Origin of the sequence: Kitasatospora sp. NPDC091276 (assembly GCF_040684355.1) — a bacterium.
In the GTDB taxonomy this organism is placed as follows: domain Bacteria; phylum Actinomycetota; class Actinomycetes; order Streptomycetales; family Streptomycetaceae; genus Kitasatospora.
In genome coordinates this window covers 1-24083 of the sequence record NZ_JBFBFU010000039.1, presented here as the reverse complement: position 1 = coordinate 24083, position 24083 = coordinate 1, and the positions used below count along the sequence as shown (strand labels likewise).

The window sequence follows — 24083 nt, the reverse complement described above, 5'->3', positions numbered from 1 at the left end:
AGCGGGACGGGCGGACAACGCAGGACGGGCGGGGCGCCCCGACAGCGCCCCGCCCGTCCCGTACCGGCTCACGGTCAGTCGATGTCGACGCCCGGGCCGATGACCTTGATCCGGTCCTGTGCCGGGGCCTTCAGCGGCGAGGCCGCCGAGCTGTGGGCACCCAGGTAGGCCGCGAAGACGTCCAGGTCGGAGGCGCCGACGAGCTTGTCGGTGCCGGCCGCGAAGGCCGGGAAGCCGTCGCCGCCGCCGGCCAGGAACTCGTTGGCCGCGACCCGGTACTTGGCGGCCGGGTCGATCGGAGCGCCGTTCAGCCGGATCGAGTCGACGACCACCCGGTCCGCGCCGGTCTTGCGCATGTCCAGGGTGTAGCGCAGGCCCGAGGACGCCTGGAGGATCTTCGGCGCGGCCTCGTTGGAGCCGCTGACCTGCTGCTGGAGCAGCTGCACCAGCTGAGCGCCGGTCAGTGTCTTGACCTGCATCATGTTGGTGAACGGCTGGACGGTGAACGCCTCGCCGTAGGTCACCACGCCGTCGCCCTCGGCGCCGGAGGCCTTGTAGACCAGGTCGGCGCGGATGCCGCCGGGGTTCATGAAGGCGATCTGCGCCCCGCCCTTGGCGGCCGGGGCGAGCCCCTCCACCTGCGCGTCGGCGATCAGGTCGCCGAGCGGCTTCTCCAGGTCGCTGTTGCCGCGGCCGTTGATGTCCGAGGCGATGTAGCCGATCGGCCGGTTGGCGATCGGGGCGGCCAGCTTGGAGTAGTGGTCGACCAGCGCCGTCATGTCGGGCGCCTTCTCGACGGTGCGGCGCACCACGTGGTTCTCGGCCTTGACCGTCGGGCGCACGATCTCGCCGGTGGTCTTGTCCAGCTTCATGTCGATCTCGGTGTACAGCCGGCCGAAGGAGGCGGCGCTGGTGACCGAGCGCGGGACGCCGTTGGGGTCGGGGATGGTGCAGGCGTACGCGTTGTGGGTGTGGCCGGTGACGATGGCGCCGATCGACGGGTCGAGCTTCTTGGAGATGTCGACGATCGGACCGGAGATGCCCTGGCCGGCCGGGCCGCAGTCGTAGTTGTAGACGCTGCTGGCCGGGTAGCCGCCCTCGTGGATCAGCGCGACGATCGAGTTGACGCCCTTGGCCTTGAGCTCGGCGGCGTACTTGTTGATCGTGGTGACCTCGTTGGCGAACTTCAGGCCCTTGACGCCCTCGGCGGTCACGATGTTCGGCGTGCCCTCCAGGGTGACGCCGATGAAGCCGACCTTCACGCCCTGGGACTTGGTCACCCAGTAGGGGGCCAGCAGCGGCTTGCCGGTCTTCTCGTCGGTGACGTTGGCCGACAGGTAGTTGAAGTTGGCGCCCTTGAACGTGCGGCCGGGCTCGTAGCAGCCGTCGACCGGGTGGCAGCCGCCGTCCTGCATGCGTCGCAGCTCCTGCGCGCCCTCGTCGAACTCGTGGTTGCCGACCGAGGTGACGTCCAGGCCGAGCTTGTCCATCGCCTCGATGGTCGGCTCGTCGTGGAAGAGCGCCGAGGTGAGCGGGCTGGCGCCGATGATGTCGCCGGCCGCGACGGTGATCGAGTCGTCGGCCGGGATCCGCGCCTTGCGCAGCTCGGTGGCCAGGTACTCGATGCCACCGGCCGGGGTCGAGACCTCCTTGCCGGTGGCCGGGTCGATCTCCCGGATGGTGCCGGACGAGCCGGCCGGGGGTTCCAGGTTGCCGTGGAAGTCGTTGATCGCCAGCAGCTGGAGGTTGACGGTCTTGTGGCGCTTGGCGTTGGCGTCGGCGGCCTGCGCGGCCGTCGGCACGGCCACCGTGCCGAACAGACCTGCGGCGGCGACGACGGCGAGCGCCGCGCGTCGGGATCTGACGGTGAGCATGAGGGTCCCCTGCACCTTGGAGGAGCGCCCGCTGTGGACTGGACCGGGCGTCTGGGCGATGTGTTGCGCCTGTGAAGCCTAGAGTCAACGCGCGTAGCTGTCAGGACCTCGGACGTAACGAGAGGATTACCTCCTGACGAACCGTCGCCGTCCGACCAGGGCCGCTGCCCCCGTCCGAGCCTCCCGGCGCCGCCCTGCAGAGCCTCCCGGCGCCGCCCGGCAGAGCCGCCGGGACCCCCGTCGGCCGCTCAGACTCCCGGTTCGGCCGCCAACTGCCGCTCGGCCCGGTCCCGTTCGGCCACCGCGTCCTCGGTCATCGCGCGGTCGGTGTACACCAGCGGCCGCTCGGCCTCGGTGATGATGTGCTTGACCACCTGGACGTTGCCGTTGACGTCCCAGACCGCGATGCCCGGCGACAGGGTGGGGATGATCTCCACCGCCCAGCGCGGCAGGCCCAGCACCCGGCCGGTGGCCCGCGCCTCCTCCGCCTTCTGCATGTAGATCGTCCGGGTGGAGGCCATCTTCAGGATCGCCGACGCCTCCTTGGCCGCCGCGCCGTCCACCACGTCCGACAGGTGGTGCACCACCGCGACGAAGGAGAGCCCGAGCCGGCGGCCGAACTTCAGCAGCCGCTGGAACAGCTGCGCCACGAACGGGCTGTTGATGATGTGCCAGGCCTCCTCGACCAGGAAGATGCGCTTCTTCCGGTCCGGCCGGATCCAGGTGTGCTCCAGCCACACGCCGACGATCGCCATCAGGATCGGCATCGCGATCGAGTTCCGGTCGATGTGCGAGAGGTCGAAGACGATCAGCGGCGCGTCCAGGTCGATGCCGTCGGTGGTCGACCCGTCGAACATGCCGCGCAGGTCGCCGTCGACCAGCCGGTCCAGCACCAGCGCCACGTCCAGGCCCCAGGACTGCACCTCGTCCACCGCCACGCCCAGCGACTCCACCGAGGACAGCTCGGGGCTGCGCAGGGTGTCGATGATGTCGTCGAGCACCGGCTGGCGGTCCTTCACCGTCGCCACCACATGGGCGTGCGCGGCCTTCAGCGCGAACCCGGCCCGCTCCTCCAGGCCCCGCCCCATCGCCACCTCGACGATGGTGCGCAGCAGCGACAGCTGGCCGGTCTGGGTGATCGCCGGGTCCAGCGGGTTGAGCTTCACCCCGCCGTCCCGGGCGGCCATCGGGTCGAGCCGGATCGACTTTATGCCCAGCGCGTTGGCGATCAGGTTCCACTCGCCGACGCCGTCCTCGCCCTGCGCGTCGAGCACCACGACCTGCCGGTCGCGGAACCTCAACTGCCGCAGCACGTACGTCTTCTCCAGCGCCGACTTGCCGTTGCCGGACTCGCCGAGCACCAGCCAGTGCGGGGCCGGCAGCTGCTGTCCGTACAGCTGGAAGGGGTCGTAGACGTACCCCTTGCCGCTGTACACCTCACGGCCGATGATCACGCCCGAGTCGCCCAGCCCCGGCGCGGCGGTGGGCAGGTAGACCGCCTGCGCCTGGCCGGTGGAGGTGCGCACCGGCAGCCGGGTGGTCTCCACCTTGCCGAACATCAGGCTGGTGAACGCCTCGGAGAGGTTGCCGAGCGCCATGTACGGCCTCCTGGTCTGGTCGACGGGCGGTGGTGGAGCGGTGCGGACCGGGTGTCAGCGGCGGATGCCGGTCGCGAACGGCAGGGTGTTGACGAAGGCCCGGTGGTGCTCGCGGTCGCACCACTCCAGCTTGAGGTAGCTCTTGCCGGCCGAGGCCCGGATGGTGCGCTTGTCCCGGGCCAGCGCGTCGGGGTTGCGCGAGGACACCGTGATGTAGCCGACCAGGTTCACGCCGGCCGCGCCGGAGGCCAGGTCGTCGCCGCGCTGGTCCACCCGGCCGGTGTGGGCCAGGTCGCGCGGGTCGACCGTCCGGTTCATCTTGGCCGCGCGGCTGGCCTCCGCCTCGTCGTTGGTCTTCTCGGTCAGCATCCGCTCGATCGCGACGTCGGTGGGCTCCAGGTCCATCGTCACCGCGACCGTCCGGATCACGTCCGGGGTGTGCACCAGCAGCGGCGCCAGGAAGTTGACCCCCACCGGGGTCAGCGGCCACTCCTTGATCCACGCGGTGGCGTGGCACCACGGCTCCCGGGTCGCCGACTCGCGGGTCTTCGCCTCCAGGTACTGCGGGTTGGTCGCGTCCAGTTCGGCCGGCCAGGCGTTGCGCCGGGACATCGCCTGGATGTGGTCGATCGGGTGGTCCGGGTCGTACATCGAGTGCAGCAGCGAGGAGAGCCGGGCCTGCCCCAGCGGCTGGCGCACCCGGATGTCCGCCTCCGCCAGCCGGGCGCAGATGTCGGTGAGCTCGCGCGCCATCACGGCCGCCAGCCCCTCGTCGTCCCGGGCCCGCCGGCCGGTCGCCGTACGGCCCATCGCGTGCGCCTCGGCCGCCAGGTCGCGGGTGTAGTGCATGCACGCGACCAGGTACGCCCGGTGCTGCTCCGAGGAGGTCGACACCATCGACTGCAACTGGTCGTACGAGTCCTGCAGCCAGCGCGGCGCGTCGTGGTCCCCGCGCCGCTCGACGTCCTTGGCGTGCGCGTCCGGGTCGGCCGGCAGCGTCCGGGCCAGGATCTGCAACCGGGTCACGAAGCCGTCCCCGTTGGCGACGTGCTTCAGCAGCGTGCCGAACCGGTCGACCAGCGCCTCCTGGTCCTCCGAGTCGCGCAGGCCGACACCCGGGCCCTCGATCTCGATCGCGGCCGTCACCGTCCGCCGCTCCAGGTGCATCAGCACCCCGACCTCGTCCGGCCCGAACGGCGCGGTCAGCCAGCGCAGCCGCCCCACCCCGGGAGGCGGGCCGACCTCCACCTCGCGGCCGTCCATCCGGGTCCCGGCGTCCATCACGTCCGAGCGCCACACCGACCGGCCGCTCCGCACCGTCCGGCGGTAGGTGCGGTTGATCTCCGCCCACTTGTAGAACGTCCGCCTGCGGTACGGCACGTACACCGCCGCGATGGCCACCATCGGCAGGCCGATCAGGCCGCCGATCCGCAGCGGCAGGATCGGCATCAGCAGGCCCCAGAGCATGCCGAGGAACGCCCCGAAGATGATCAGGACGATCTCGCCGGACTCCCGGTTGCGGCCGATCGGCGCGTTCGGGCGGGCCTTGCCGATCAGGTAGGTGCGGCGCTGGTGCACGTACGGCTGGGCGTACTGGGCTCCGTACTGGCCGAGCGGTTCACTGCTCACTTACCCATCACCCTCCCTTCGCTGAGTTGCTGTCGCGGATCGGAACCGAGGTCTGCGGCGGCCCGGCCTGCGGTGGTGGCGCCGGCGTCCGCCCGGCGTGCGCGGCGATGCCCGGCGCGACGGAACCGCCGCCCGCACCCCCGCCGCCGCCACCCGCGCCGACCGGCCCGCGGTCACCGTGGGTGGTGATGCCCTGCTTCATCAGGTTCGCGGTGCCGTTGATCATCGCCGATCCGGCCGACACCGCGCTCGCCCGGGCATGGCGCATGTTCATGATCTCGTCGCCGAAGCCCGGCACGAAGCGGTACACCGCGGCACTCGCGAAGATCGACAGGAACAGGATCGCCAGCCCCGACAGCACCCGCGCGAAGTCGTCGCTGGCCCCGGCACCCGTCGCCACCGCACCCGCCAGGCCCAGGATGACCACGATGATCGGCTTCGCCAGGTCCACCGCCACCATCACCCCCGCCCACCGGCGCACGTGCTTCCACAGCTGCTTGTCCACCAACCCCGCGTACACCGCCGTACCCAGCAGCGCGCCCACGTACAGCATCGCCGCCCGGATCAGCAGCTCGATCCAGAGCACCGCCGCCGCCAGCACCGCCACCAGCGACACGATGATCAGGATCAGCGGGCCGCCGCCCATGTCACCCTTCTCCAGGGTGTCGGCGAACGCGCCCAGGTACGACCCGGTGTCCGACTTCGTCCCCACCGCGATCGCCTTGGTCAGGCCGTCCGTCACGCTCACCACGGTGTAGAGGATCAGCGGCGTGAACGCGGACGCCACGACGGTCAGCCACAGGAAGCCGATCGCCTCCGTGAACGCCGTCGCCAACGGCGCCCCCCGCACCGCCCGCTTCGTCACCGCCAGCAGCCACAGCACCAGCGTGATCACCGTCGACACGGCGAACACCACCGCGTACTGCTGCAGGAACGACGCATTGGTGAAGTCCACCTGCGTCGTCCCGTCGATCGCGCTCGACAGCTTCCGCACCACCCAAGCCGCCGCCTGGGCGCACCCCTTGGCCAACGACCCCAACGGATCGGTCACACTCCCGACGGTCCCACTGCCCGGGATGACGACTGCGCCATTCGGGGCGCAGCCCGCGTCGCTGCCCGGGATCGGCAGATCGACCTTCTGGCACGTGGGGGTGGCGGACGGCGTGGCCGTCGGTGACGGCTCGGCGAACACCCGCTGGGCCGTCAGCAGCGCCGCGACCTGCAAGGCGGCGAACGCCCCCGCCAGCGTGCCCGCTCGGCGTGCGGTGGAACGGTGTGAGGTCTGGTCAACGGGCATAGCGGAACCCCCCGAACTGCTGGACGGCGCCGGTGATCTCGTCGGCGGTGGCGGCCTGCTGGTCCCCCGGCATCGGCGCGGGGCCCTGCTTGCTGGTGAAGTCGGTGAGCTTCCAGTCGCTGCCCGTCCAGTGGAGCGAGAGCGTGAGGGTGAACCAGTTCGTCGTCACGGGCTGGACCGAGTGTTCGCCTGCGAGGCCGGTGAGGCCGGTGCACCAGACCTCGACCTTGGCGTCGCCGTCGCTGTAGCCGGTCGACTTGGCCCCGACCGGGACGGTGCGGCTGACGAACGTGAGGCCCTTGGGCGCACGGCCCTGGGCGTCGAGGCCGTAACGGGCGGCGGTGTCACCGCCGAACCCCTGGTCCAGGCGGCTCTGCAGGCCGGAGACCGCGCCCGGGTCGGCGATGGTGGCGACGATGGTGTGGCGGCTGTCGGCGCGGAACATGTCGGCGGAGCCGATCGCCACCGCGTAGTTGGCGGCGGCGGACTGGGCGCCCTGGTCGGTGTGCGGGTAGCCGGATCCGATGCCGTTGGTGGTGGTGCCGACGGGCTGGTCGCCGCTGGGGGCGGGGCCGGCGCCGGCGGGCGCGGTGGGGGCGGCGTGGTCGGCGGAGCGGCCGGTGCTGCCGGGGTCGGGTTTGTCGCGGTTGGCGATGGCGATGGCCACGACGAGCAGGGTGGCGACGACGAGGACGGTCAGCAGGGTGCGGAGCGGTCGGGCCTGACGCGGGGTCGGCTGGGAGGAGGGCTGTTCGCCGACCGGCAGCCGCGTACGGGTGTGCGGCTGGTCGTCGGACAACGGCACGGCGGCCCTCCTGGTGCGGGGAGCCGGGGGGCTCCGGGGGCCCTCCGCCGGGGGCGGGCGCGGACGGAGGGTGGGAACGGGGGGTGGACTGCTGGCGGGTGGGCTCGGGGCGGTCCGGACGGGGACCTGGCCCCGGGGCGGGCGGGCCTGGCTACTGCTGTCCGATCGTCAGATCGCCATGCCGTAGACAATGGTGAACAGAGTGCCGAGTGATCCAATGATGAACACGCCGGTCAGACCGGCGACGATCAGCCCCTTGCCCTGTTCGGCACCGAAGCTGTCGCGCATCGCGGTCGCACCGATCCGCTGTTTGGCCGCCCCCCAGACGGCGATGCCGAGGCAGATGAGGATGGCGACGGCCATGATGACCTCGACCATCACCCTGGCCTCCGACCCGAGGGTCGCGAACGGGCCCCAGTCCGGGGCGATCCCGCCGATGATGGTGTCGATATTCGGCTTCTTTGGAGGGTCCTCGGCCAGGTGGCCGATCGCGTTCGTGTGCACGCTGCTCAGGTTCATTTCCATCTCACCGCCCGATCAGGCAAATTCAAGGGCCCTGACCCCGCCCGCGCGAAGGGTCGGTACCTATTCTTGGCCAGATCTGATGTCGACTTGGCTACTTCTCGCGGATTGGTCGTGAGGCACCGGGCACGTACGCGAGGATGTCCACCGTACGAAGGATAGCGCTCACTCTTTGTATCTCTGATGATTGCGGTGAGCAACGCCTTCCGGAACACTTCGACTGACGATTCGTCGGGATGGTGCTGATGGTACTCCGGAAGGCCGGTACGGCCGCCGCCGCTGCGGGAGTTGTGACGTTCGGGTTGCTCGGTTTGGTGACGGTGGGGACGTTCGCGGCGAGTGGGACGCCGCAGCAGTCGGCGAATCGCGCCGCACTCTCGCCGGGGACGGTCCCGGCGGCGTTCCAGGCGCCGATCCAGCAGTGGGGTGCGCTCTGCCCGGAGATCTCGCCGCCGATGCTCGCGGCACAGCTCTACCAGGAAAGCGGTTTCGATCCGAAGGCCCAATCGGGCGTCGGGGCACAGGGAATGGCGCAGTTCATGCCCGATACCTGGGCGGCGTACGGCACGGACGCCAATGGGGACGGCAAGAAGGACGTCTGGGACCCGCTGGACGCGATCGCCTCGGCGGCCACCTTCGACTGCGCGCTCGCGAAGGACGTCGCCAAGGTCCCGGGCGACCGGCAGGCCAACCTGCTGGCCGCCTACAACGCCGGCCCGTACGCGGTGACCAAGTACAACGGGGTGCCGCCGTACAAGGAGACCCAGGGCTATGTGAGGAACATTCAGGCGATGGCCCGCAGCTTCTCGGTGCCCACGGCGCCGGTGGAGGTGTCCGGGCAGTCGGCCGGGGCGATCTACTTCGCGCAGAGCAAGCTCGGGACGCCGTACCTGTGGGGCGGGGAGGGGCTGCCCTCGCAGAACGGGCGGTTCGACTGCTCGGGCCTGACCCAGGCGGCGTACGCCAGCGTGGGCATCACGCTGCCCCGGGTGGCGAACGACCAGTGGTACGCCGGTCCGCACCCGTCGCGCGATCAGCTGCGGCCGGGCGACCTGGTGTTCTGGGCGACGGACCTGAACGATCCGCGGAGCATCCACCACGTCGGGATCTACGTCGGCGGCGGTTACATGATCAACGCGCCGCACACCGGCGCGGTGATCCGCTACGACAAGATCGACACCAGGGAGTACATCGGCGCGACCCGGGTCACCTCGGACGGCGCCCAGGCGCTGCCGGCCCGCAACGCGGACGGCTCCGTGAGCGCCCCGAGCCGCCCGGGCTCGACGACGCCGACCGGCCCGACCGGCCCGACCGCAGCGACCACCCCTTCGGCCCCGGTGGCCCCGGCAGCCCTGGCGAGCCCCGGCGGCGCCGCCACCCGGCCCGCCGCCGGACCGCCCGCGGCCGCCGCGCCGCCCGCCCCGACCGGCCCGGACCCCGCCGGGGCGGGGCGGCCGGCGTCGAAGAACTGAGCCGCCCGTGGCCCCGAGGTGTGAGTGCCCTGTGGACGCTGAGTCAAGTTTCCATAACCGCGCGTTTCCGTGGAACGCTGTGCCCCGGCGATGACGTTGGTCCCGATGGCCCACCGTCAGCTTCCCGCGCCGGGAAGGGCCCCGACCGGATCGAACAGCTGCAGCGGACCAGAAGGAGGTGCGGCGTGTCGACGCCGCTTGCCGACACGACCAACCCCGACCTCGGCCTGCTCTACGCCGTCAACGGACTGGCCAAGCGCTCCCCGCAGTGGCTGGACCACCTGGTCTCGTGGATCGGTGAGTACGGCATCCTGATCGGCCTGGCGATGCTGGGCCTGGTGGCCTGGCTGCAGGCGAGACGCCGCCCGGACGCGCCGGTGGCCGTCGCCGGGCTGCTCTGGGTGCCGCTCTCCGTCGCCATCGCCGAGCTGGCCAACCTGCCGATCGCCGCGATCGTGAACCGTCCGCGCCCGTTCGTCGACCACAGCGGGCTGCTGGTGCTGGTGGACGGCAAGGCCGGCACCCACTCCTTCGTCAGCGACCACTCGACCATGACGATGGGCGTGGCGGTGGCGCTGTTCCTGGTGAACCGGCGGCTCGGCTGGATCGCCGGGGGCCTGGCCCTGTTGCAGGGCTTCTGCCGGATGTTCATGGGCGTGCACTACCCGACCGACGTGATCGGCGGCTTCGCGCTCGCCGCCGCGGTGGTGCTGCTGCTGGCGCCGATCGCGATGGCGGTGCTCGTCCCGCTCTGCCACGCGCTGGGCCGGACCGCCCTCGCCCCGCTGATCCGGGCGCCGGAGCGCGCCGGCGGCGGCCCGCGCGGCCGGCGGCGCGGGCGCGAGCGCGGGGCGGTGCGCTCCGAGGAGCAGCCGCCGGAGTCCGATCTGGCGGCGTGAGCCGCCCGGCCCGGCTACCCCGGTCCGCCGCCGCTCTCCGCGAGGGCGAGGTGGTCGTCCCCCTCGCGCCGGACCAGGTCGCGCGAGCGGCGGGCCGGTGAGAACCAGCCGCAGCTGCAGGTCGCGAAGGCGAAGGAACCGCGCTCGCTGACCGCGACGCGGTGTTCGGGCATCCGGGCGGTGCCGGGGGAGGCCGGCAGCTCACTGTGCACGTGGTTCACCGTAACGCGCCGGGCGCCGGGCGCGCGATGCCGTCCACAAGACCTCTTCCGCGTAACCCTTCGCGGCTCAACTCGTTTGCCCGGAAAGAGCTCTGTTCACCTGGTGGTGTCGGCAGGGCAGTCGGGCCCGAGGGGGTTGTCGCGAGGATGAAGATGACCGACCAGCAGCGTGGCGGACGGCCGGGGCGCCGTCCGCGGCCGCATCTGCGTTCGGCGGCCGGGGCCGCCCTGCTCGCCGCCGCCCTGGCCGGCCTGTCCGCCGGCTGCGCGGCCGGCTCCGGTGGCGGCTCCTCCGACCAGCAGTCGGGTGCCCCCGACCAGCTCGCCGCGGACCCGCTGACGGCGGTGCGCAACACCGCCGACATCACCGGCCGCACCGGCTCCGCGCACACCGCCACCGAGCTGGTCACCGAGTCGTCCGAGAAGAAGGCCGTCTTCACCGGGACGGGCGGCTACGACTACGTGAAGCGGATCGGCCGGCTGGAGGTCCAGGTGCCGCCGGGCGCGGCGACCACCGGGAAGATCGTCGAGGTGGTCCTGCCGGGCACCGTCTACCTGCAGAACAGCGGCGCCAAGGTGCCCGAGGGCAAGTGGGTCAAGCTGGACGTGCGCCAGCTGCCGGACGGCAACCTGGTCAGCAGCGGCGCCACCGACCCGGCCTCGGCGGCGGGCGCCCTGCGCGGGGCGCAGAAGGCGGACGCGGTCGGCACCGAGACCGTCGACGGAGTGGCGCTGCACCACTACCGCGGCACCCTGGACCTGGCCAAGGCGGCCGACGCGACCGGCGGCCGCGGCGGGGACGGCCTGCGGATGGGGGCCCAGACCTTCACCGTGAAGGAGGTCCCGTACGACGCCTGGCTGGACGACCAGGGCCGGCTGCACAAGGTGGTCGAGGTGTTCACCTTCGCCGGGGTGGCCGGTTCGAAGGAGGCCAAGGACCAGGTGAAGGTGACGTCGACCACCTCGGTGACGGACTTCGGCAAGCCGGTGGAGGCGGCCGAGCCGCCGGCCTCGGACATCTACGCGATGAAGCCCTCGGAAAGTCCGAAGTAGGCCGCCGGGGCAGGGCTCCGGCGCCGGGGCGAACCGGGGCGCCGCCGGAGCGGGTGGCCGCCCGGGGAGCGGCGGTCACCCGTTTCGGCGGCGTCGAGATGGCCCGTCCGTGCCATGTGGACGGGCTCCGAAGTGCCTAGGCTGGACGTCGGGTGGCTGCCGCCCGCGCTGGCGAGGCACTGAAGGGGTGGTGCAGGTGGTGTCGTCCACGGGCGGCCGCAGCGGCGGCCACGACGACGCGGCCCTCGACGAGATCGATCTGGCCGGCGAGCTGATGATCGCCGCGACGGCCAGCACCGGCGACCGGCTGCCGACCGAGCGGATCGACGAGGTGCTGCTCGACCGGACCGAGCCGGGGCGGACCGACGGCGAGGCCTGGCGGCAGGCCGACGGGTAGGGCGTTCGCGGCTCGGGGGTGCCGGCGACCGGGGGCGTGCGCGGCCCGGACCCGCTCGCCCGGCCCGGCCTCAGCTGCGCAGCAGCCGGCCGATCGCGGCCGTGGCCTCCGCGACCTTGGCGTCGAGTTCGGCACCGCCCTCCTCGGCGGCGGCCGCGACGCAGTGCCGCAGGTGCTCCTCCAGCAGGGACAGCGCGAAGGACTGCAGCGCCTTGGTGCCGGCCGAGACCTGGGTGAGCACGTCGATGCAGTAGACGTCCTCGTCGACCATGCGCTGGAGGCCCCGGATCTGGCCCTCGATCCGGCGCAGCCGCTTGAGGTGGGCGTCCTTCTGCGCGCTGTAGCCGTGCGGACCGTGCCCGCCCTGATGTCCTGCGGCGGCCGCGGGGGCGGCGGGTGCGTCGGCCTGCGCGTCGGTGCCGTGCCCGTGGTCCGGCTCGGTGCGCGCTTGCGTCGTGGTCATCGGCCCGCCTTCGTCTGGATGCCTGGTGGCTGCGTCGGCCACCAGTGTCCAACACCGGGGCCGTCCGTGGTGTTCCGACGGCCGACGAGGCATGTGCCGAAGGGTTCCGGACGGGCTGCGGACGGGCTGCGAACGGGCTGCGAACGGGCTGCGGGCGGGCCGCCGCGCGGTTCACCCGTCTGAGCGGCGCCCCCGTCTTCCGTACGTACCACGGGGACAATCCGGGCGAGGTTCCGTCAGACTGGGGGCTCACGTCCGCACCTGGGTGTGCGGTCCGGATCAGCTGGTGCGGCAGCCGAACGGAAGAGGAGGTTCCGCCTCCACCATCACCACCCCGTTTGCGCGATTGCGCTTGGTTGCACCTAGCATCGTTCAGTCCCTACCCCGCACATCGGAGATTTCCGTGCGTTTTAGCCTGACCCCGAAGGAGACGAGCTTCTACGACATGTTCTCTGCCGCCGCGGAGAACCTCGTCGTCGGTTCGAAGCTCCTGCTGGAACTGCTGGGATCAGACGTGTCGGCCCGCGCGGAGATCGTCGAGCGCATGCGCGCCGCCGAGCACGCCGGGGACGACACCACCCATGCCGTGTTCCACCAGCTGAACTCGTCCTTCATCACGCCCTTCGACCGCGAGGACATCTACAACCTCGCCTCGTCGCTGGACGACATCATGGACTTCATGGAGGAGGCCGTCGACCTGGTCGTCCTCTACGACATCCAGACGCTGCCGAAGGGGATCGAGCAGCAGATCGAGGTGCTGGCCCGGGCCGCCGAGCTCACCGCCGAGGCGATGCCGAACCTGCGCAGCATGTCGAACCTCACCGAGTACTGGATCGAGGTCAACCGGCTGGAGAACCAGGCCGACCAGATCCACCGCAAGCTGCTCGCCCACCTGTTCTCCGGCCAGTACGACGCCATCGAGGTGCTCAAGCTCAAGCAGGTCGTGGACGTTCTTGAGGAGGCGGCGGACGCGTTCGAGCACGTCGCCAACACGGTGGAGACCATCGCCGTCAAGGAGTCCTGACCCTCGTGGACATGGCAGCACTCATCGCCGTCGTCGGCGTTGCGTTCTTCTTCACCTACACCAACGGCTTCCACGACTCCGCGAACGCGATCGCCACCTCGGTCTCCACCCGGGCGCTGACCCCCAGGGCCGCGCTGGCGATGGCCGCGGTGATGAACCTGGCCGGCGCCTTCCTCGGCAGCGGCGTGGCGCACACCGTCTCCCAGGGGATCATCGAGACCCCCACCGGCGACCGGGGCATGGTGATCCTGTTCGCCGCGCTGGTCGGGGCGATCGCCTGGAACCTGGTCACCTGGTACTTCGGCCTGCCGTCCTCCTCCTCGCACGCGCTGTTCGGCGGCATGGTGGGCGCGGCCATGGCCGGCGGCATCGACGTGATCTGGGGCGGCGTCCTCGACAAGATCGTCATCCCGATGATCGTCTCGCCGGTGGTCGGCCTGGTCGGCGGCTTCCTGGTGATGCTGGCGATCCTGTGGATCTTCCGCCGGGCCAACCCGCACAAGGCCAAGCGCAACTTCCGGGTCGCCCAGACCGCCTCGGCCGCCGCGATGGCGCTGGCGCACGGTCTGCAGGACGCGCAGAAGACCATGGGCATCGTGGTGATGGCGCTCACCATCTCCGGCCACCACTCCGGCGAGGGCATCCCGGTGTGGGTGAAGATCTCCTGCGCCACGATGCTCTCGCTGGGCACCTACGCGGGCGGCTGGCGGATCATGCGGACGCTCGGCCGCAAGATCATCGAGCTGGACCCGCCGCAGGGCTTCGCCGCCGAGGCCACCGCCGCGACGGTCATGTACGTCACCTCGTTCGTCTTCAAGGCGCCGATCTCCACCACCCACGTGATCACCGCGGCGATCATGGGCGCGGGGGCCACCAAGCGGATCCGCGCGGTGCGCTGGGGCGTCGCCAAGAACATCGTGCTCGGCTGGTTCATCACGATGCCGGCGGCCGCCATCGTCGCAGCGCTGGTGTACTGGTTCGCCCACCTGTTCTGGGGCTGACCGGCCCCGCACGTGACAGGGCCCGCCCCCACATCTCGGGGGCGGGCCCTTCTTCATGCTCCACGGCGGCACCGCCATGCAGCACCGCGGAGCAGCCTGTTTGCTCGCCGTTCGCCTCCGGACACCGCGGTCCGTCGGCTCGTGGCGGGGGTACGGCCTAGCCGAAGCGGCCGGAGATGTAGTCCTCGGTCGCCTGGACCGACGGGTTGGAGAAGATCCGCTGGGTGTCGTCCAGCTCGACCAGCTTGCCCGGCTGGCCGACGCCGGCCAGGTTGAAGAAGGCGGTGCGGTCGCTGACGCGGGCCGCCTGCTGCATGTTGTGGGTCACGATGACGATGGTGAACTGCGACTTCAGCTCACCGATCAGGTCCTCGATCGCGAGGGTGGAGATCGGGTCGAGCGCGGAGCAGGGCTCGTCCATCAGCAGGACCTGCGGCTCGACCGCGATGGCACGGGCGATGCACAGCCGCTGCTGCTGGCCGCCGGAGAGGCCGGCCCCCGGCTTGTTCAGCCGGGTGTGGACCTCGTTCCAGAGGTTGGCGCCCTTCAGCGAGCGCTCGACCACCTCGTCCAGGACGGACTTCTTGCGCACGCCCGCGAGCTTGAGGCCGGCGATCACGTTGTCGTAGATCGACATGGTCGGGAACGGGTTCGGGCGCTGGAAGACCATCCCGACCGAGCGGCGGACGGCGACCGGGTCGACGTTCGAGGCGTAGAGGTTCTCGTCGTCCAGGAGGACCTTGCCCTCGACCCGGGCGCCGGGGATCACCTCGTGCATCCGGTTGAGGGTGCGCAGGAAGGTGGACTTGCCGCAGCCGGAGGGGCCGATGAAGGCGGTCACCGAGCGGGGTTCGATGCTCATCGAGATGTCCTCGATGGCCTTGGTGGTGCCGTAGTAGGCGGACAGTCCGCTGACGTCGATGCGCTTGGCCATGATCGTTGCTTCTCTCGTCTGTCTTCGTACGTCAGTCGGTCGCTCAGTGTCCGCCCTTGGGCGAGCGCCAGCGTGCGATGCCCCGGGCGATGAGGTTGAGCCCCATCACGAAGGCGATCAGCACCAGCGCGGCGCCCCAGGCGCGGGCGTAGCCGAAGTCGTTGTTGACCACCGAGTACTGCTGCCAGATGTACATCGGCAGGGACTGCTGCGGTCCGTCGAACGGGTTGCTGTTGATGGCGTCGGCGCCGAAGACCAGCATCAGCACCGGGGCGGTCTCGCCCGTGATGCGGGCGACCGCCAGCATCACGCCGGTGGTGATGCCACCGATCGCGGTGGGGAGGACGATCCGCAGGATGGTCTTCCACTTCGGCACGCCGAGCGCGTACGAGGCCTCGCGCAGCTCGTTCGGGACGAGCTTGAGCATCTCCTCGGTGGACCGGACCACGACCGGCATCATCAGGATCGCCAGTGCGAGGCTGCCCGAGAAGCCCGAGTAGCTGAAGCCCAGGGCGATGTTCCAGAGCGAGAGGACGAACAGACCGGCGACGATCGACGGGATGCCCGTCATGACGTCGACGAAGAAGGTGACGGTCTTGGCGAGCGTGCCGCGGCCGTACTCGACCAGGTAGACGGCGGTCAGCAGACCCACCGGGGCGGCCATCGCGGTGGCCAGGGCGACCTGCTGCATGGTGCCGAGCAGCGCGTGGTAGATGCCGCCGCCGGGGCCGGAGGCGATCACGCCCTTCATCGAGTGGCTCAGGAAGTTCCCGTTCACCACGCCGATGCCCTGCTGGACCGTGTAGACCGTCAGGGAGATCAGCGGGACGACGGCCAGGATGAAGGCGACCCAGACCACCGAGGTGGCGAACCGGTCCTTGGCCTGGCGGCGGCCCTCGACCTGGGCCGAGACGCCGTAGCTGACCAGCAGGAACAGCAGGGCCGAGATCAGGCCCCACTGCAGGTGGCTCTCCAGCCCCGCGGCGGCGCCGATCCCGCAGCCGACCGCGATCGAGCCGACCGCGACGGCGGCCGGGGCCCACTTGGGCAGCCGGTTGGCGGTCAGGGACCGGCTGAGCGGCCGGGCGTCGGCCGTGACGGAAGTCGTTGCCGCGGTCATGCGTTGGCCCCCGAGTACTCCTTGCGGCGGGCGATGATCAGTCGCGCGGCACCGTTCACCAGCAGGGTGATGACGAACAGGACGAGGCCGGAGGCCATCAGGGCGTCGCGCCCGTTGTTGCCGGCCTCGGCGAACTTCAGCGCGATGTTCTGCGCGAAGGTGCCGCCGCCCGCGTCGAGGATGTGCAGCGAGAGCACGTTGCTCGCGGACAGCACCACCGCGACGGCGATGGTCTCGCCGAGCGCGCGCCCGAGGCCGAGCATCGAGGCCGAGATGATGCCGGGGCGGCCGAACGGCAGCACCGCGGTGCGGATCATCTCCCAGCGGGTCGCGCCGAGCGCGAGCGCCGCCTCCTCCTGCATCCGCGGCACCTGGCGGAACACCTCGCGGGAGACCGCCGTGATGATCGGCAGGACCATGATCGCCAGCAGGATGCCGACGGTGAACAGGTTGCGCGGGGTGCCGGTCTTGGTCTGGTCGAAGAGGTACGTCCAGCCGAGGTACTGGTTGAGCCAGCTGGTCAGGCCGTCCATGTGCGGGACCAGGAAGAGCGCGCCCCACAGGCCGTAGACGATGCTGGGGACGGCGGCGAGCAGGTCGACCAGGTAGGCGAACGGCTGGGCGATCTTCCGCGGCGCGTAGTGCGAGATGAACAGCGCGATCCCGATGGCCACCGGGACGGCGATCGTCATCGCGATGACGGCGCTGACGAGGGTGCCGAAGGCCAGGACGGCGATGCCGAAGACCGGCTTCGTGGCGTCCGGCGTCCACTCGAAGGTGGTGAGGAAGTTGCCCTCGTTGGTGCTGAGGGCCAGGCCCGCGCGCCAGGCCAGGAAGCCGGCGATCGCGGCCATGATGACCAGCAGCAGGATGCCCGAACCGCGGGCGAGGTTCATGAAGATCTTGTCGCCGAAGCGGCTGTCGCGCGGTCGGCGTTCCCTGCCTCGCGGGGCGGCAGGGGAGGATGAAGTCATTGTCTACTCCGGTCTGGTGGTGCCGCCCCGGAAGGGGGACGGCACCATGGCGGCGGTGCCCCGGACGTTGGTGCTGGGTCGGTGCGTTCCGGTGGGACGACCCCGGCCCCCCTCGCTCACGGGGCCGTCCCACCGGTGCTCCTGTCGGGTCAGGCCAGGGAGGAGACGGCGGCCTTGACCTTGTCGCTGATGGCGGCGGGGAGCGGGACGTAGCCCTTGTCGCCGATCGCCTTCTGCGCGGCGTCGCTGATGGCGTAGGTCAGGAAGGACTTCAGGTTCTCGAGGTTCTCCGGCTTGTTGCCCTTGTCGCAGGCGATCTCGTAGGTCACCAGGATGATCGGGTAGGCGTTGTCGGCCTTGGTCCCGTAGTCCAGGGAGAGGGCGAGGTCGCCGTCGGTGCCCACGACGGTGGAGGAGGCGAAGGTGAGGGCGGCGTTGGCCGCGGTCGCCTCGACGGGCTTGGCCGCACCGGTGGCGATCTTGGCGCTCTTGAGGTTGTTGCTCTGCGCGTAGGACAGCTCGGCGTAGCCGATGGAGTTCTTGACCTGCTTGATCTGCGCGGAGACGCCGGCGCTGCCCTGGGCGGACTGGCCGCCCTTGCCCTTCCACGCCTTGTCCGGCGCGGCGCTCCAGGCGCCACCGGAGGTCTTGGCGAAGTAGGAGGTGAGGTTGTACGAGGTCCCGGAGTCGTCCGAGCGGTGGACGGTCTGGATCTCGGCGTCCGGCAGCTGCACGCCCGGGTTCAGGGCGGCGATCGCGGGGTCGTTCCACTTGGTGATCTGCGAGTCGAAGATCTTGGCGGAGGTCGGGCCGTCCAGGACCAGGTTGTCGACGTTGTCGACGTTGTAGACCAGCGAGACGAGACCCGCGACCAGCGGCAGGTCGATCGCCTTGCCGCCGGTGCAGACCGTCTTGGAGGTGTCGACGTCGGCGGGCTTGAGCGCGAAGTCGGTGCCGGCGAAGGCGACCTTGCCCTGGTTGAACTGCTGCACACCGGCGCCGGAACCGCCACCGCTGTAGTTGACGGTGGTGCCGGAGCAGGACGCGCCGTAGGTGGTCTTCCACACGTCGATCGCGTTGGCCTGAGCCGTCGAGCCCGCAGCGAGCAGCGTCCCGCCCTTGCCACAGTTGACCGCGGCGGCCGAAGCGGAGCCGCTGGAGCCACCGGCGGCCTTGGCACCGTTGTCGTCCGAGCCGCAGGCAGCGAGCGACAGCGAGCTGACGAGCGCCATGGCACCGATGGCGAGGGCCTTGGAGCGGCCGTTCCGCTGGAGCTTCACAGGGGTGTCCCTTTCTGTGGCATTGCCCGTCGCGCGGGCCGTGCGAGGACGGCGGGCGCGGGTTCTGCTGTGGTCCGGGGCCCGTTCGGCCCTCCGGTAAACCCGAAGTTAGGCCGGGTAGGTGACACGACAGCCGGTCACAAGTGAACGGAGAGTGAACCTCGAAAGGATGACAGGAAACTACGCCAGGTAGTCACGGTTGCGTCACGGCGAGGGCGCGACGAGATCACTTCCACCGTTCCGTCACCGAGGGTGACCGCCCGCCCGTACGGGCTTCGCACCCAGGATCGCCAGCAGGGCGTCGACCAGCAACCGGTCGCGGTCGTGCGTCAGCCGGGCGCGGGCCTTCCCGGCGGGCAGCCACTCCAGCCGGTCCACCTCGCGGTTCGGCCGGAACGCCCCGCTCGACGGCACCGCCGCCCAGTAGCGCACCTCCTTCGGCCGGCCCTGCGCCAGGTAGTGCTGGGCCGGCAGCTCCGGACCGAGCAGGCAGGCGAACCCGGTCTCCTCGCGCACCTCGCGCAGCGCCGCCGCGACCACTCCCTCCCCCGGGTCGAGCTTGCCCTTCGGCAGGCTCCAGTCGTCGTACTTGGGCCGGTGGATCACCGCGATCCGCGGCCGCCCCAGCCGGCCGCTCTTCTTCGGCCGGCCCGGCAGCCACAGCACCGCACCCGCCGCCAGGATCACCCGGGCGTGCCCCACCCCGGTCGCGGGTGCGTCCGCTGCCGGCCCGGTGCTCAGGCGATCGCGCAATTCAGGCCGTCCGTGGTGCGGGGGAATGCCCCCAGCCCTCGGCAGGGGGGAGGTCCGGCCAGCCGTCCAGGCCGGGCGGGAGGTCGGGCCACCGGCGGCCGAAGGCGTACCGCGCCGCCTCCACCTCCAGTCGCTGATCAGCATGCACCACGCCCAGCACGTAGGCGGTCGCCGGGGTGATCCGCGGGGTCCGCGCGGCGGTGGCCGCGGTGACCGCGGCGTCCGCCGCCTCCTGGTGCCGCCCCAACACCCCGTCCAACTCGTCCAGTTCGGCGGACCCGCGACCGCACACCTCCAGCGCGTACCGGGCCCGCTTCACCAGGATGCGCGTCCGTGCCCACGGCGCGTCGTCGGCCGCCAGCGCCGTGTCCGCGTCCACCGCGCCGCGCGCCGCCGGGACGGCGCCCAGCCGGCGCAGCCCGTCGCCGCCGTACGGCGTGGCCGCCCGGTGCAGCGGCAGCTGCTGGGCGCTCGCCGACAGCGCCGTGAACGCGGCGGCCGCCTGCGGCAGCAGCACCGCCGGCGCCCGGCCGCCCGCCGACTCCAGCAGCGGGGCGTCGCCGACCAGCAGCGTCATCCGGTCCGCCAGCGCGTGCAGCCGGGCCGACCGGAGCTCCTGGAGCACCGAGGAGTGCGCCCTGGTCCGGGCCAGGGTCAGCTGCCGGTCCAGCAGCGCCCGCGCCTTGGGCGCCCCGACGTGCCCGGCCAGCATGCCCGTCCCGTCCGGATCGCTGCCGCTCAGCGAGTCCAGCGCGCCCAGCAGCCGGGCCGAGCGGCGGACGTAACCGGGCTCCAGCGCCAGCAGGTTGAGCAGCCAGCGCAGCTCGGTGCGCGATTCCTGGGCCCAGGCCTGCTCGAAGACGGAGCCGAAGGTGTGCAGCAGCCCGCCGATCCGCCGGACCGCCCGCAGCAGGTCGGCGGTGCCGGCCGCCGGGACGACCGCGGCCGTCCCCGGTCTGGCGCCGACCTCGCCCACCGTCAGCGGCAGGGCGCGCAGGAACGCGCCGGCCTGGGCGGTGAGGTGGCTGGAGAGGATGTCCCCGGCGGTCGTGGTGGCGGCCGCCTGGGCCGTCATCGGCGCATCGGTCATGGCGTGGTAGATCCCCGTTCCCCCGGGTTCGTCCCCCCGGGGCTGGTGGCCGACCGCCGGAACCGGTCCCCTGCGGTTCCAGCGGCTCGCATCAGTGCTCGCGTCAGCGCGAGGCCGCGGCCCGGCGGCGCAGGCGCGAGTCGATCAGCAGATCCTGGACGTGCCGCAGCGGCCGGCTCTCGGCGTCCTGCGAGTGGCGGGTCCACGCGCCGTCCTGCCCCAGGTGCCAGGACTCGGTCTCGTCCGACATCCCGAGGTCGATCAGGCCGGACAGCTCGGCCCGGTGGGCCGGGTCGGTGATCCGCATCAGCGCCTCGATCCGGCGGTCCAGGTTGCGGTGCATCATGTCGGCGCTGCCGATCCAGACCTCCGGATCGCCGTTGTTGCCGAACACGAAGACCCGGGAGTGCTCCAGGAAGCGGCCCAGGATGCTGCGGACCCGGACGTTCTCGCTCAGTCCCGGCACGCCCGGCCGGATCGCACAGATCCCGCGCACCCAGACGTCGACCGGTACGCCGGCCTGCGAGGCCCGGTACAGCGCGTCGATCACGGCCTCGTCGACGATCGAGTTGACCTTGATCTTCACGTACGCCGGCCGACCGGCCCGGTGGTGGGCGATCTCGTTGTGGATCCGGGAGACCAGCCCGTCGCGCAGGCCGCGCGGGGCGGTCAGCAGGCGGCGGTAGGACTCCCGGCGCGAGTAGCCGGACAGCCGGTTGAAGAGGTCCGAGAGGTCGGCGCCGACCTGCGGGTCCGAGGTCAGCAGCCCCAGGTCCTCGTACAGCCGGGCGGTCTTCGGGTGGTAGTTGCCGGTGCCGACGTGCGAGTAGCGGCGCAGGGTGTCGCCCTCCTGCCGGACCACCAGCGACAGCTTGCAGTGCGTCTTCAGCCCGACCAGGCCGTAGACGACGTGGCAGCCGGCCTCCTCCAGCTTGCGGGCCCACTTGATGTTGGCCTGCTCGTCGAAGCGCGCCTTGATCTCGACCAGGACCAGCACCTGCTTGCCCGACTCCGCCGCGTCTATCAGCGCGTCCACGATCGGCGAGTCGCCGGAGGTGCGGTACAGCGTCTGCTTGATCGCCAGGACGTCCGGGTCGGCGGCGGCCTGCTCCAGGAAGGCCTGCACCGAGGTGGAGAAGCTGTCGTACGGGTGGTGCAGCAGGACGTCCCGCTCGCGCATCGCCGCGAAGATGTCCGGCTGGGACGCCGACTCGACGTCCGTCAGCCCGCGGGCGGTGCCCGCCACGAACTTCGGGTACTTCAGCTCCGGGCGGTCCAGTTCGGCGATCCCGAACAGACCGGTCAGGTCGAGCGGACCGGGCAGCGGGAAGACCTCCGCCTCGGTGATGTTCAGCTCCCGCACCAGCAGGTCCAGGATGTAGGGATCGATCGACTCCTCGACCTCCAGCCGCACCGGCGGGCCGAAGCGCCGCCGCATCAGCTCCTTCTCCAGGGCCTTGAGGATGTTCTCGGTGTCGTCCTCCTCCACCTCCAGGTCCTCGTTGCGGGTCACCCGGAAGGCGTGGTGGGCGAGCACCTCCATGCCCGGGAACAGCTCCTCCAGGTGCGCGCCCATCACGTCCTCCAGCGGGACGTAACGCTGCGGCGAGGCCTCCAGGAAGCGGGCCAGCGACTGCGGCACCTTCACCCGGGCGAAGTGCTTGTGCCCCGAGACCGGATTGCGCACCACCACGGCCAGGTTGAGCGAGAGCCCCGATATGTACGGGAAGGGGTGCGCCGGGTCGACCGCCAGCGGGGTGAGGACCGGGAAGATCTTCTGCCGGAACAGGGTGTGCAGCCGGGCCTGCTCCTTCTCGGCCAGCTCCGGCCAGCGGACGACCTCGATGCCCTCGGTGGCGAGGTCCGGCAGCACCTCCTGCTGGAAGGCGGCGGCGTGCCGCGCCATCAGCTCGCGCGAGCGGGTCCAGATCAGGTCCAGCACCTCGCGCGGCTGGAGGCCGGACGCGCTGCGCTGGGCGACGCCCGTCGCGATCCGGCGCTTCAGCCCGGCCACCCTGACCATGAAGAACTCGTCCAGGTTGCTCGCGAAGATGGCGAGGAACTTGGCCCGCTCCAGCAGCGGGATCCCGGGGTCCTCGGCCAGCTCCAGGACGCGCTCGTTGAACGCGAGCCAACTGCGCTCGCGGTCCAGGAAGCGGCCCTGCGGCAGTGCGTCGAACTCCTGCTCGTCCTCGGCCGGCAGCTCGGGCGGTATCCCCAGCGCACCGGACATCCTGGCCGGCGGGGACAGCGAGGCAGAGACGGGGCGGGGGATGCTCATGGGCTCCAGCTCCTCCAGCAGCAGGACGTCGTCCGGACGCGAATGGCTCTGCGGGCCGTCGTCCTCGCCCAGGGCCAACGCCCACCCGCCGGGCGCGGTCCGTACAGGGCCGGCCGGCGCGTGGCGGTCGACTCTGCACGAGCGAGACACTACGGACTTCATCCTGTGATCTTCGCGGCAGCAATTGAATCCACGGTAAACACCGCATGGCCAGGAGGAAAGCTGAGTCGGTCGGGGCAAGGGCCGGTGACGTCCGGCCCCTTGCCCCGGACCGCCCGGAGCCGCTAGGTCCTGCCCGGTCCCGTAGGTCCTGTCCGGGTCCTAGGCCGCCTGGTCCTCGCGGTACTGGACGCGGTACATGAGGTCCACCTCGTGGATGGTGAACCCCAGTCGTTCATATACCCGCACCGCGGCCGGATTGTCGGCGTCGACGTAGAGCAGGACCGTCTCCACTCCGCGCTCGCCAGCGTCCGAACCGGTCAGGTGACGCAGACCGGCAGCGGTCAGGGCACGGCCGAGACCGCTGCCCTGCTCCGCCGGGTCCACCCCGACCACGTAGACCTCGCCGAGCGCAGGCTCGGTGGCGGTGGCCGGGTGCACCTTGGTCCAGTGGAAGCCGACCACCTTGCCGCCCCGGGTGGCGAGGAAGAAGCCGGCCGGATCGAACCAGGGCTCGGCCAGCCGCTCGGCCAGGTCCCGCTCCGTCCAGGAACCCTGCTCCGGGTGGTGGGCGAAGGCCAGCGCGTTCAACCGCAGCCACTCGGCGTCGTCCTCGCCGGGGCGGAAGGTCCGGAGCTCGACGCCCTCGGGGATGGCGACGGCCTCGCCCTGCGGCCCGCTGCGGCGCATCTGCCGCAGCTCGCGCACCAGCTCGGCCCCGTACCGGCCGGCCAGGTGCCGGGCCGCCGGGTGACCGCCGTGCACCCAGAAGTCCACCGCGTCACGGCCGGCCCGGTGGGCCTGTGCCAGCACCGCGTCCACCAGCGGCCGGGCCAGGCCGCGGCCGCGGGCGGCCGGGTCGACCACCAGCTCGGCGGCGGGGTTGGCGGCAGGGCCCTCCGGGACTTCGAGCTGTCCGTAACCGACGACGGCGGCGTGCTCGCTCTCGATGAAGTGGCTCACGCCAGGGCGCGGAGTGTCCGAGGAACGCAGCCGAAGCCGGCCCTGCTCGGACACGGCAGCCCGGCCGTCCACCGCCTGGGCGTCCGCCAGAACGCGCAGGGCGCCGTCGCGCTGCTCGGGGCGGAGCACACTGTTCGCAATGACCGCTGTCTGATCGTCCATGCCCCGACGATACGTCACCGGAAATGCAGAGAACCCCCATCCGGTTTCCCGGATGGGGGTTCTCTGTGAATGATTGTTCGGCGGCGTCCTACTCTCCCACAGGGTCCCCCCT

22 protein-coding genes are annotated in these 24083 nt (G+C 71.3%); 6 read left to right on the top strand and 16 right to left on the bottom strand.

All coding sequences use genetic code 11. The features are described from left to right. Positions 1-74: 74 nt before the first annotated feature. The 6 genes from AB0O19_RS33655 to AB0O19_RS33630 form a co-directional block, all read right to left on the bottom strand. Positions 75-1874, bottom strand: coding sequence for a bifunctional metallophosphatase/5'-nucleotidase (locus tag AB0O19_RS33655; protein ID WP_363624999.1), 1800 nt, complete (start codon positions 1872-1874; stop codon positions 75-77). Between the two features lie 248 nt (positions 1875-2122). Continuing rightward, positions 2123-3472 carry an ATP-binding protein gene (locus AB0O19_RS33650; RefSeq protein ID WP_350885150.1) on the bottom strand — a complete coding sequence of 450 codons (1350 nt, stop codon included), beginning with the start codon at positions 3470-3472 and terminating at the stop codon, positions 2123-2125. A gap of 54 nt (positions 3473-3526) precedes the next feature. Then, positions 3527-5101 carry an SCO6880 family protein gene (locus AB0O19_RS33645; RefSeq protein ID WP_350885148.1) on the bottom strand — a complete coding sequence of 525 codons (1575 nt, stop codon included), beginning with the start codon at positions 5099-5101 and terminating at the stop codon, positions 3527-3529. Between the two features lie 7 nt (positions 5102-5108). Beyond that, entirely contained in the window at positions 5109-6398 is a 1290-nt protein-coding gene (locus tag AB0O19_RS33640; RefSeq protein ID WP_363624997.1) for a hypothetical protein, read from the bottom strand. After that, the gene (locus tag AB0O19_RS33635; RefSeq protein ID WP_363624995.1) at positions 6388-7203 is read right to left on the bottom strand and encodes a hypothetical protein; all 816 of its coding nucleotides are present in this window, start codon (positions 7201-7203) and stop codon (positions 6388-6390) included. The genes AB0O19_RS33640 and AB0O19_RS33635 overlap by 11 nt, the downstream gene beginning before the upstream one ends. A 168-nt stretch (positions 7204-7371) precedes the next feature. Next, complete coding sequence (locus AB0O19_RS33630; RefSeq protein ID WP_350885142.1) at positions 7372-7722, bottom strand: hypothetical protein; 351 nt, start codon at positions 7720-7722, stop codon at positions 7372-7374. Positions 7723-7970: 248 nt separating this feature from the next. Between AB0O19_RS33630 and AB0O19_RS33625 the strand changes: the two genes are divergently transcribed. Together AB0O19_RS33625 and AB0O19_RS33620 are read left to right on the top strand one after the other, a co-directional pair. Further along, positions 7971-9197 carry a bifunctional lytic transglycosylase/C40 family peptidase gene (locus AB0O19_RS33625; protein WP_363624993.1) on the top strand — a complete coding sequence of 409 codons (1227 nt, stop codon included), beginning with the start codon at positions 7971-7973 and terminating at the stop codon, positions 9195-9197. A 185-nt stretch (positions 9198-9382) separates the two neighbouring features. Beyond that, positions 9383-10096 (top strand): phosphatase PAP2 family protein, encoded by a 714-nt coding sequence (locus AB0O19_RS33620; RefSeq protein ID WP_363586549.1) that lies wholly within the window; start codon positions 9383-9385, stop codon positions 10094-10096. A gap of 14 nt (positions 10097-10110) precedes the next feature. Here AB0O19_RS33620 and AB0O19_RS33615 read toward each other — a convergent pair whose 3' ends face one another. Beyond that, a complete protein-coding gene (locus AB0O19_RS33615) occupies positions 10111-10308 on the bottom strand; it encodes a hypothetical protein (protein WP_363586548.1) in 198 nt (65 codons plus the stop codon). A 162-nt stretch (positions 10309-10470) separates the two neighbouring features. Between AB0O19_RS33615 and AB0O19_RS33610 the strand changes: the two genes are divergently transcribed. Then, positions 10471-11370 carry a hypothetical protein gene (locus AB0O19_RS33610; RefSeq protein WP_363624991.1) on the top strand — a complete coding sequence of 300 codons (900 nt, stop codon included), beginning with the start codon at positions 10471-10473 and terminating at the stop codon, positions 11368-11370. Between the two features lie 196 nt (positions 11371-11566). Next, complete coding sequence (locus tag AB0O19_RS33605) at positions 11567-11767, top strand: hypothetical protein (protein ID WP_363586546.1); 201 nt, start codon at positions 11567-11569, stop codon at positions 11765-11767. A gap of 70 nt (positions 11768-11837) precedes the next feature. On the opposite strand, the gene AB0O19_RS33600 is transcribed toward AB0O19_RS33605, so the two are convergent. Further along, positions 11838-12230, bottom strand: coding sequence for a metal-sensitive transcriptional regulator (locus AB0O19_RS33600; protein ID WP_363586545.1), 393 nt, complete (start codon positions 12228-12230; stop codon positions 11838-11840). Positions 12231-12633: 403 nt separating this feature from the next. On the opposite strand from AB0O19_RS33600, the gene AB0O19_RS33595 reads away from it, so the two are divergent. Together AB0O19_RS33595 and AB0O19_RS33590 are read left to right on the top strand one after the other, a co-directional pair. Next, entirely contained in the window at positions 12634-13254 is a 621-nt protein-coding gene (locus AB0O19_RS33595; protein WP_063348282.1) for a DUF47 family protein, read from the top strand. 5 nt (positions 13255-13259) lie between these two features. Continuing rightward, complete coding sequence (locus AB0O19_RS33590) at positions 13260-14255, top strand: inorganic phosphate transporter (protein ID WP_063348283.1); 996 nt, start codon at positions 13260-13262, stop codon at positions 14253-14255. A gap of 157 nt (positions 14256-14412) precedes the next feature. On the opposite strand, the gene pstB is transcribed toward AB0O19_RS33590, so the two are convergent. The 8 genes from pstB to mshD all read right to left on the bottom strand — a co-directional run bounded on the left by pstB (position 14413) and on the right by mshD (position 23971). Continuing rightward, positions 14413-15189: a phosphate ABC transporter ATP-binding protein PstB gene (gene pstB / locus AB0O19_RS33585; protein ID WP_063348284.1), complete on the bottom strand. Its 777-nt coding sequence runs from the start codon at positions 15187-15189 to the stop codon at positions 14413-14415. A gap of 43 nt (positions 15190-15232) precedes the next feature. After that, positions 15233-16309, bottom strand: coding sequence for a phosphate ABC transporter permease PstA (gene pstA / locus AB0O19_RS33580; protein WP_363624989.1), 1077 nt, complete (start codon positions 16307-16309; stop codon positions 15233-15235). Then, positions 16306-17283, bottom strand: a complete 978-nt coding sequence (gene pstC, locus AB0O19_RS33575) for a phosphate ABC transporter permease subunit PstC (protein WP_363586543.1) — start codon at positions 17281-17283, stop codon at positions 16306-16308. Before pstC ends, pstA begins: the two co-directional genes overlap by 4 nt. 149 nt (positions 17284-17432) lie before the next feature. Then, a complete protein-coding gene (gene pstS, locus AB0O19_RS33570) occupies positions 17433-18563 on the bottom strand; it encodes a phosphate ABC transporter substrate-binding protein PstS (RefSeq protein ID WP_363586542.1) in 1131 nt (376 codons plus the stop codon). A 243-nt stretch (positions 18564-18806) separates the two neighbouring features. Beyond that, positions 18807-19229 (bottom strand): NUDIX hydrolase, encoded by a 423-nt coding sequence (locus AB0O19_RS33565; RefSeq protein WP_363625040.1) that lies wholly within the window; start codon positions 19227-19229, stop codon positions 18807-18809. Positions 19230-19317: 88 nt separating this feature from the next. Next, positions 19318-20406, bottom strand: coding sequence for a CHAD domain-containing protein (locus AB0O19_RS33560; protein WP_363624987.1), 1089 nt, complete (start codon positions 20404-20406; stop codon positions 19318-19320). A 103-nt stretch (positions 20407-20509) separates the two neighbouring features. Next, entirely contained in the window at positions 20510-22687 is a 2178-nt protein-coding gene (locus tag AB0O19_RS33555) for an RNA degradosome polyphosphate kinase (RefSeq protein WP_363586586.1), read from the bottom strand. A 321-nt stretch (positions 22688-23008) separates the two neighbouring features. Beyond that, positions 23009-23971 carry a mycothiol synthase gene (gene mshD, locus AB0O19_RS33550; protein ID WP_363624985.1) on the bottom strand — a complete coding sequence of 321 codons (963 nt, stop codon included), beginning with the start codon at positions 23969-23971 and terminating at the stop codon, positions 23009-23011. Between the last annotated feature and the right edge of the window lie 112 nt (positions 23972-24083).

Excerpts from the sequence above, each read along its gene's own strand:
- AB0O19_RS33655 (WP_363624999.1), bottom strand. The coding sequence starts at position 1,874 with ATGCTCACCGTCAGATCCCGACGCGCGGCGCTCGCCGTCGTCGCCGCC.
- AB0O19_RS33650 (WP_350885150.1), bottom strand. The coding sequence starts at position 3,472 with ATGGCGCTCGGCAACCTCTCCGAGGCGTTCACCAGCCTGATGTTCGGC.
- AB0O19_RS33640 (WP_363624997.1), bottom strand. The coding sequence starts at position 6,398 with ATGCCCGTTGACCAGACCTCACACCGTTCCACCGCACGCCGAGCGGGC.
- AB0O19_RS33630 (WP_350885142.1), bottom strand. The coding sequence starts at position 7,722 with ATGAACCTGAGCAGCGTGCACACGAACGCGATCGGCCACCTGGCCGAG.
- AB0O19_RS33625 (WP_363624993.1), top strand. The coding sequence starts at position 7,971 with ATGGTACTCCGGAAGGCCGGTACGGCCGCCGCCGCTGCGGGAGTTGTG.
- AB0O19_RS33610 (WP_363624991.1), top strand. The coding sequence starts at position 10,471 with ATGACCGACCAGCAGCGTGGCGGACGGCCGGGGCGCCGTCCGCGGCCG.
- AB0O19_RS33600 (WP_363586545.1), bottom strand. The coding sequence starts at position 12,230 with ATGACCACGACGCAAGCGCGCACCGAGCCGGACCACGGGCACGGCACC.
- pstB (WP_063348284.1), bottom strand. The coding sequence starts at position 15,189 with ATGGCCAAGCGCATCGACGTCAGCGGACTGTCCGCCTACTACGGCACC.
- pstA (WP_363624989.1), bottom strand. The coding sequence starts at position 16,309 with ATGACCGCGGCAACGACTTCCGTCACGGCCGACGCCCGGCCGCTCAGC.
- pstC (WP_363586543.1), bottom strand. The coding sequence starts at position 17,283 with ATGACTTCATCCTCCCCTGCCGCCCCGCGAGGCAGGGAACGCCGACCG.
- AB0O19_RS33560 (WP_363624987.1), bottom strand. The coding sequence starts at position 20,406 with ATGACCGATGCGCCGATGACGGCCCAGGCGGCCGCCACCACGACCGCC.
- AB0O19_RS33555 (WP_363586586.1), bottom strand. The coding sequence starts at position 22,687 with ATGAGCATCCCCCGCCCCGTCTCTGCCTCGCTGTCCCCGCCGGCCAGG.
- mshD (WP_363624985.1), bottom strand. The coding sequence starts at position 23,971 with ATGGACGATCAGACAGCGGTCATTGCGAACAGTGTGCTCCGCCCCGAG.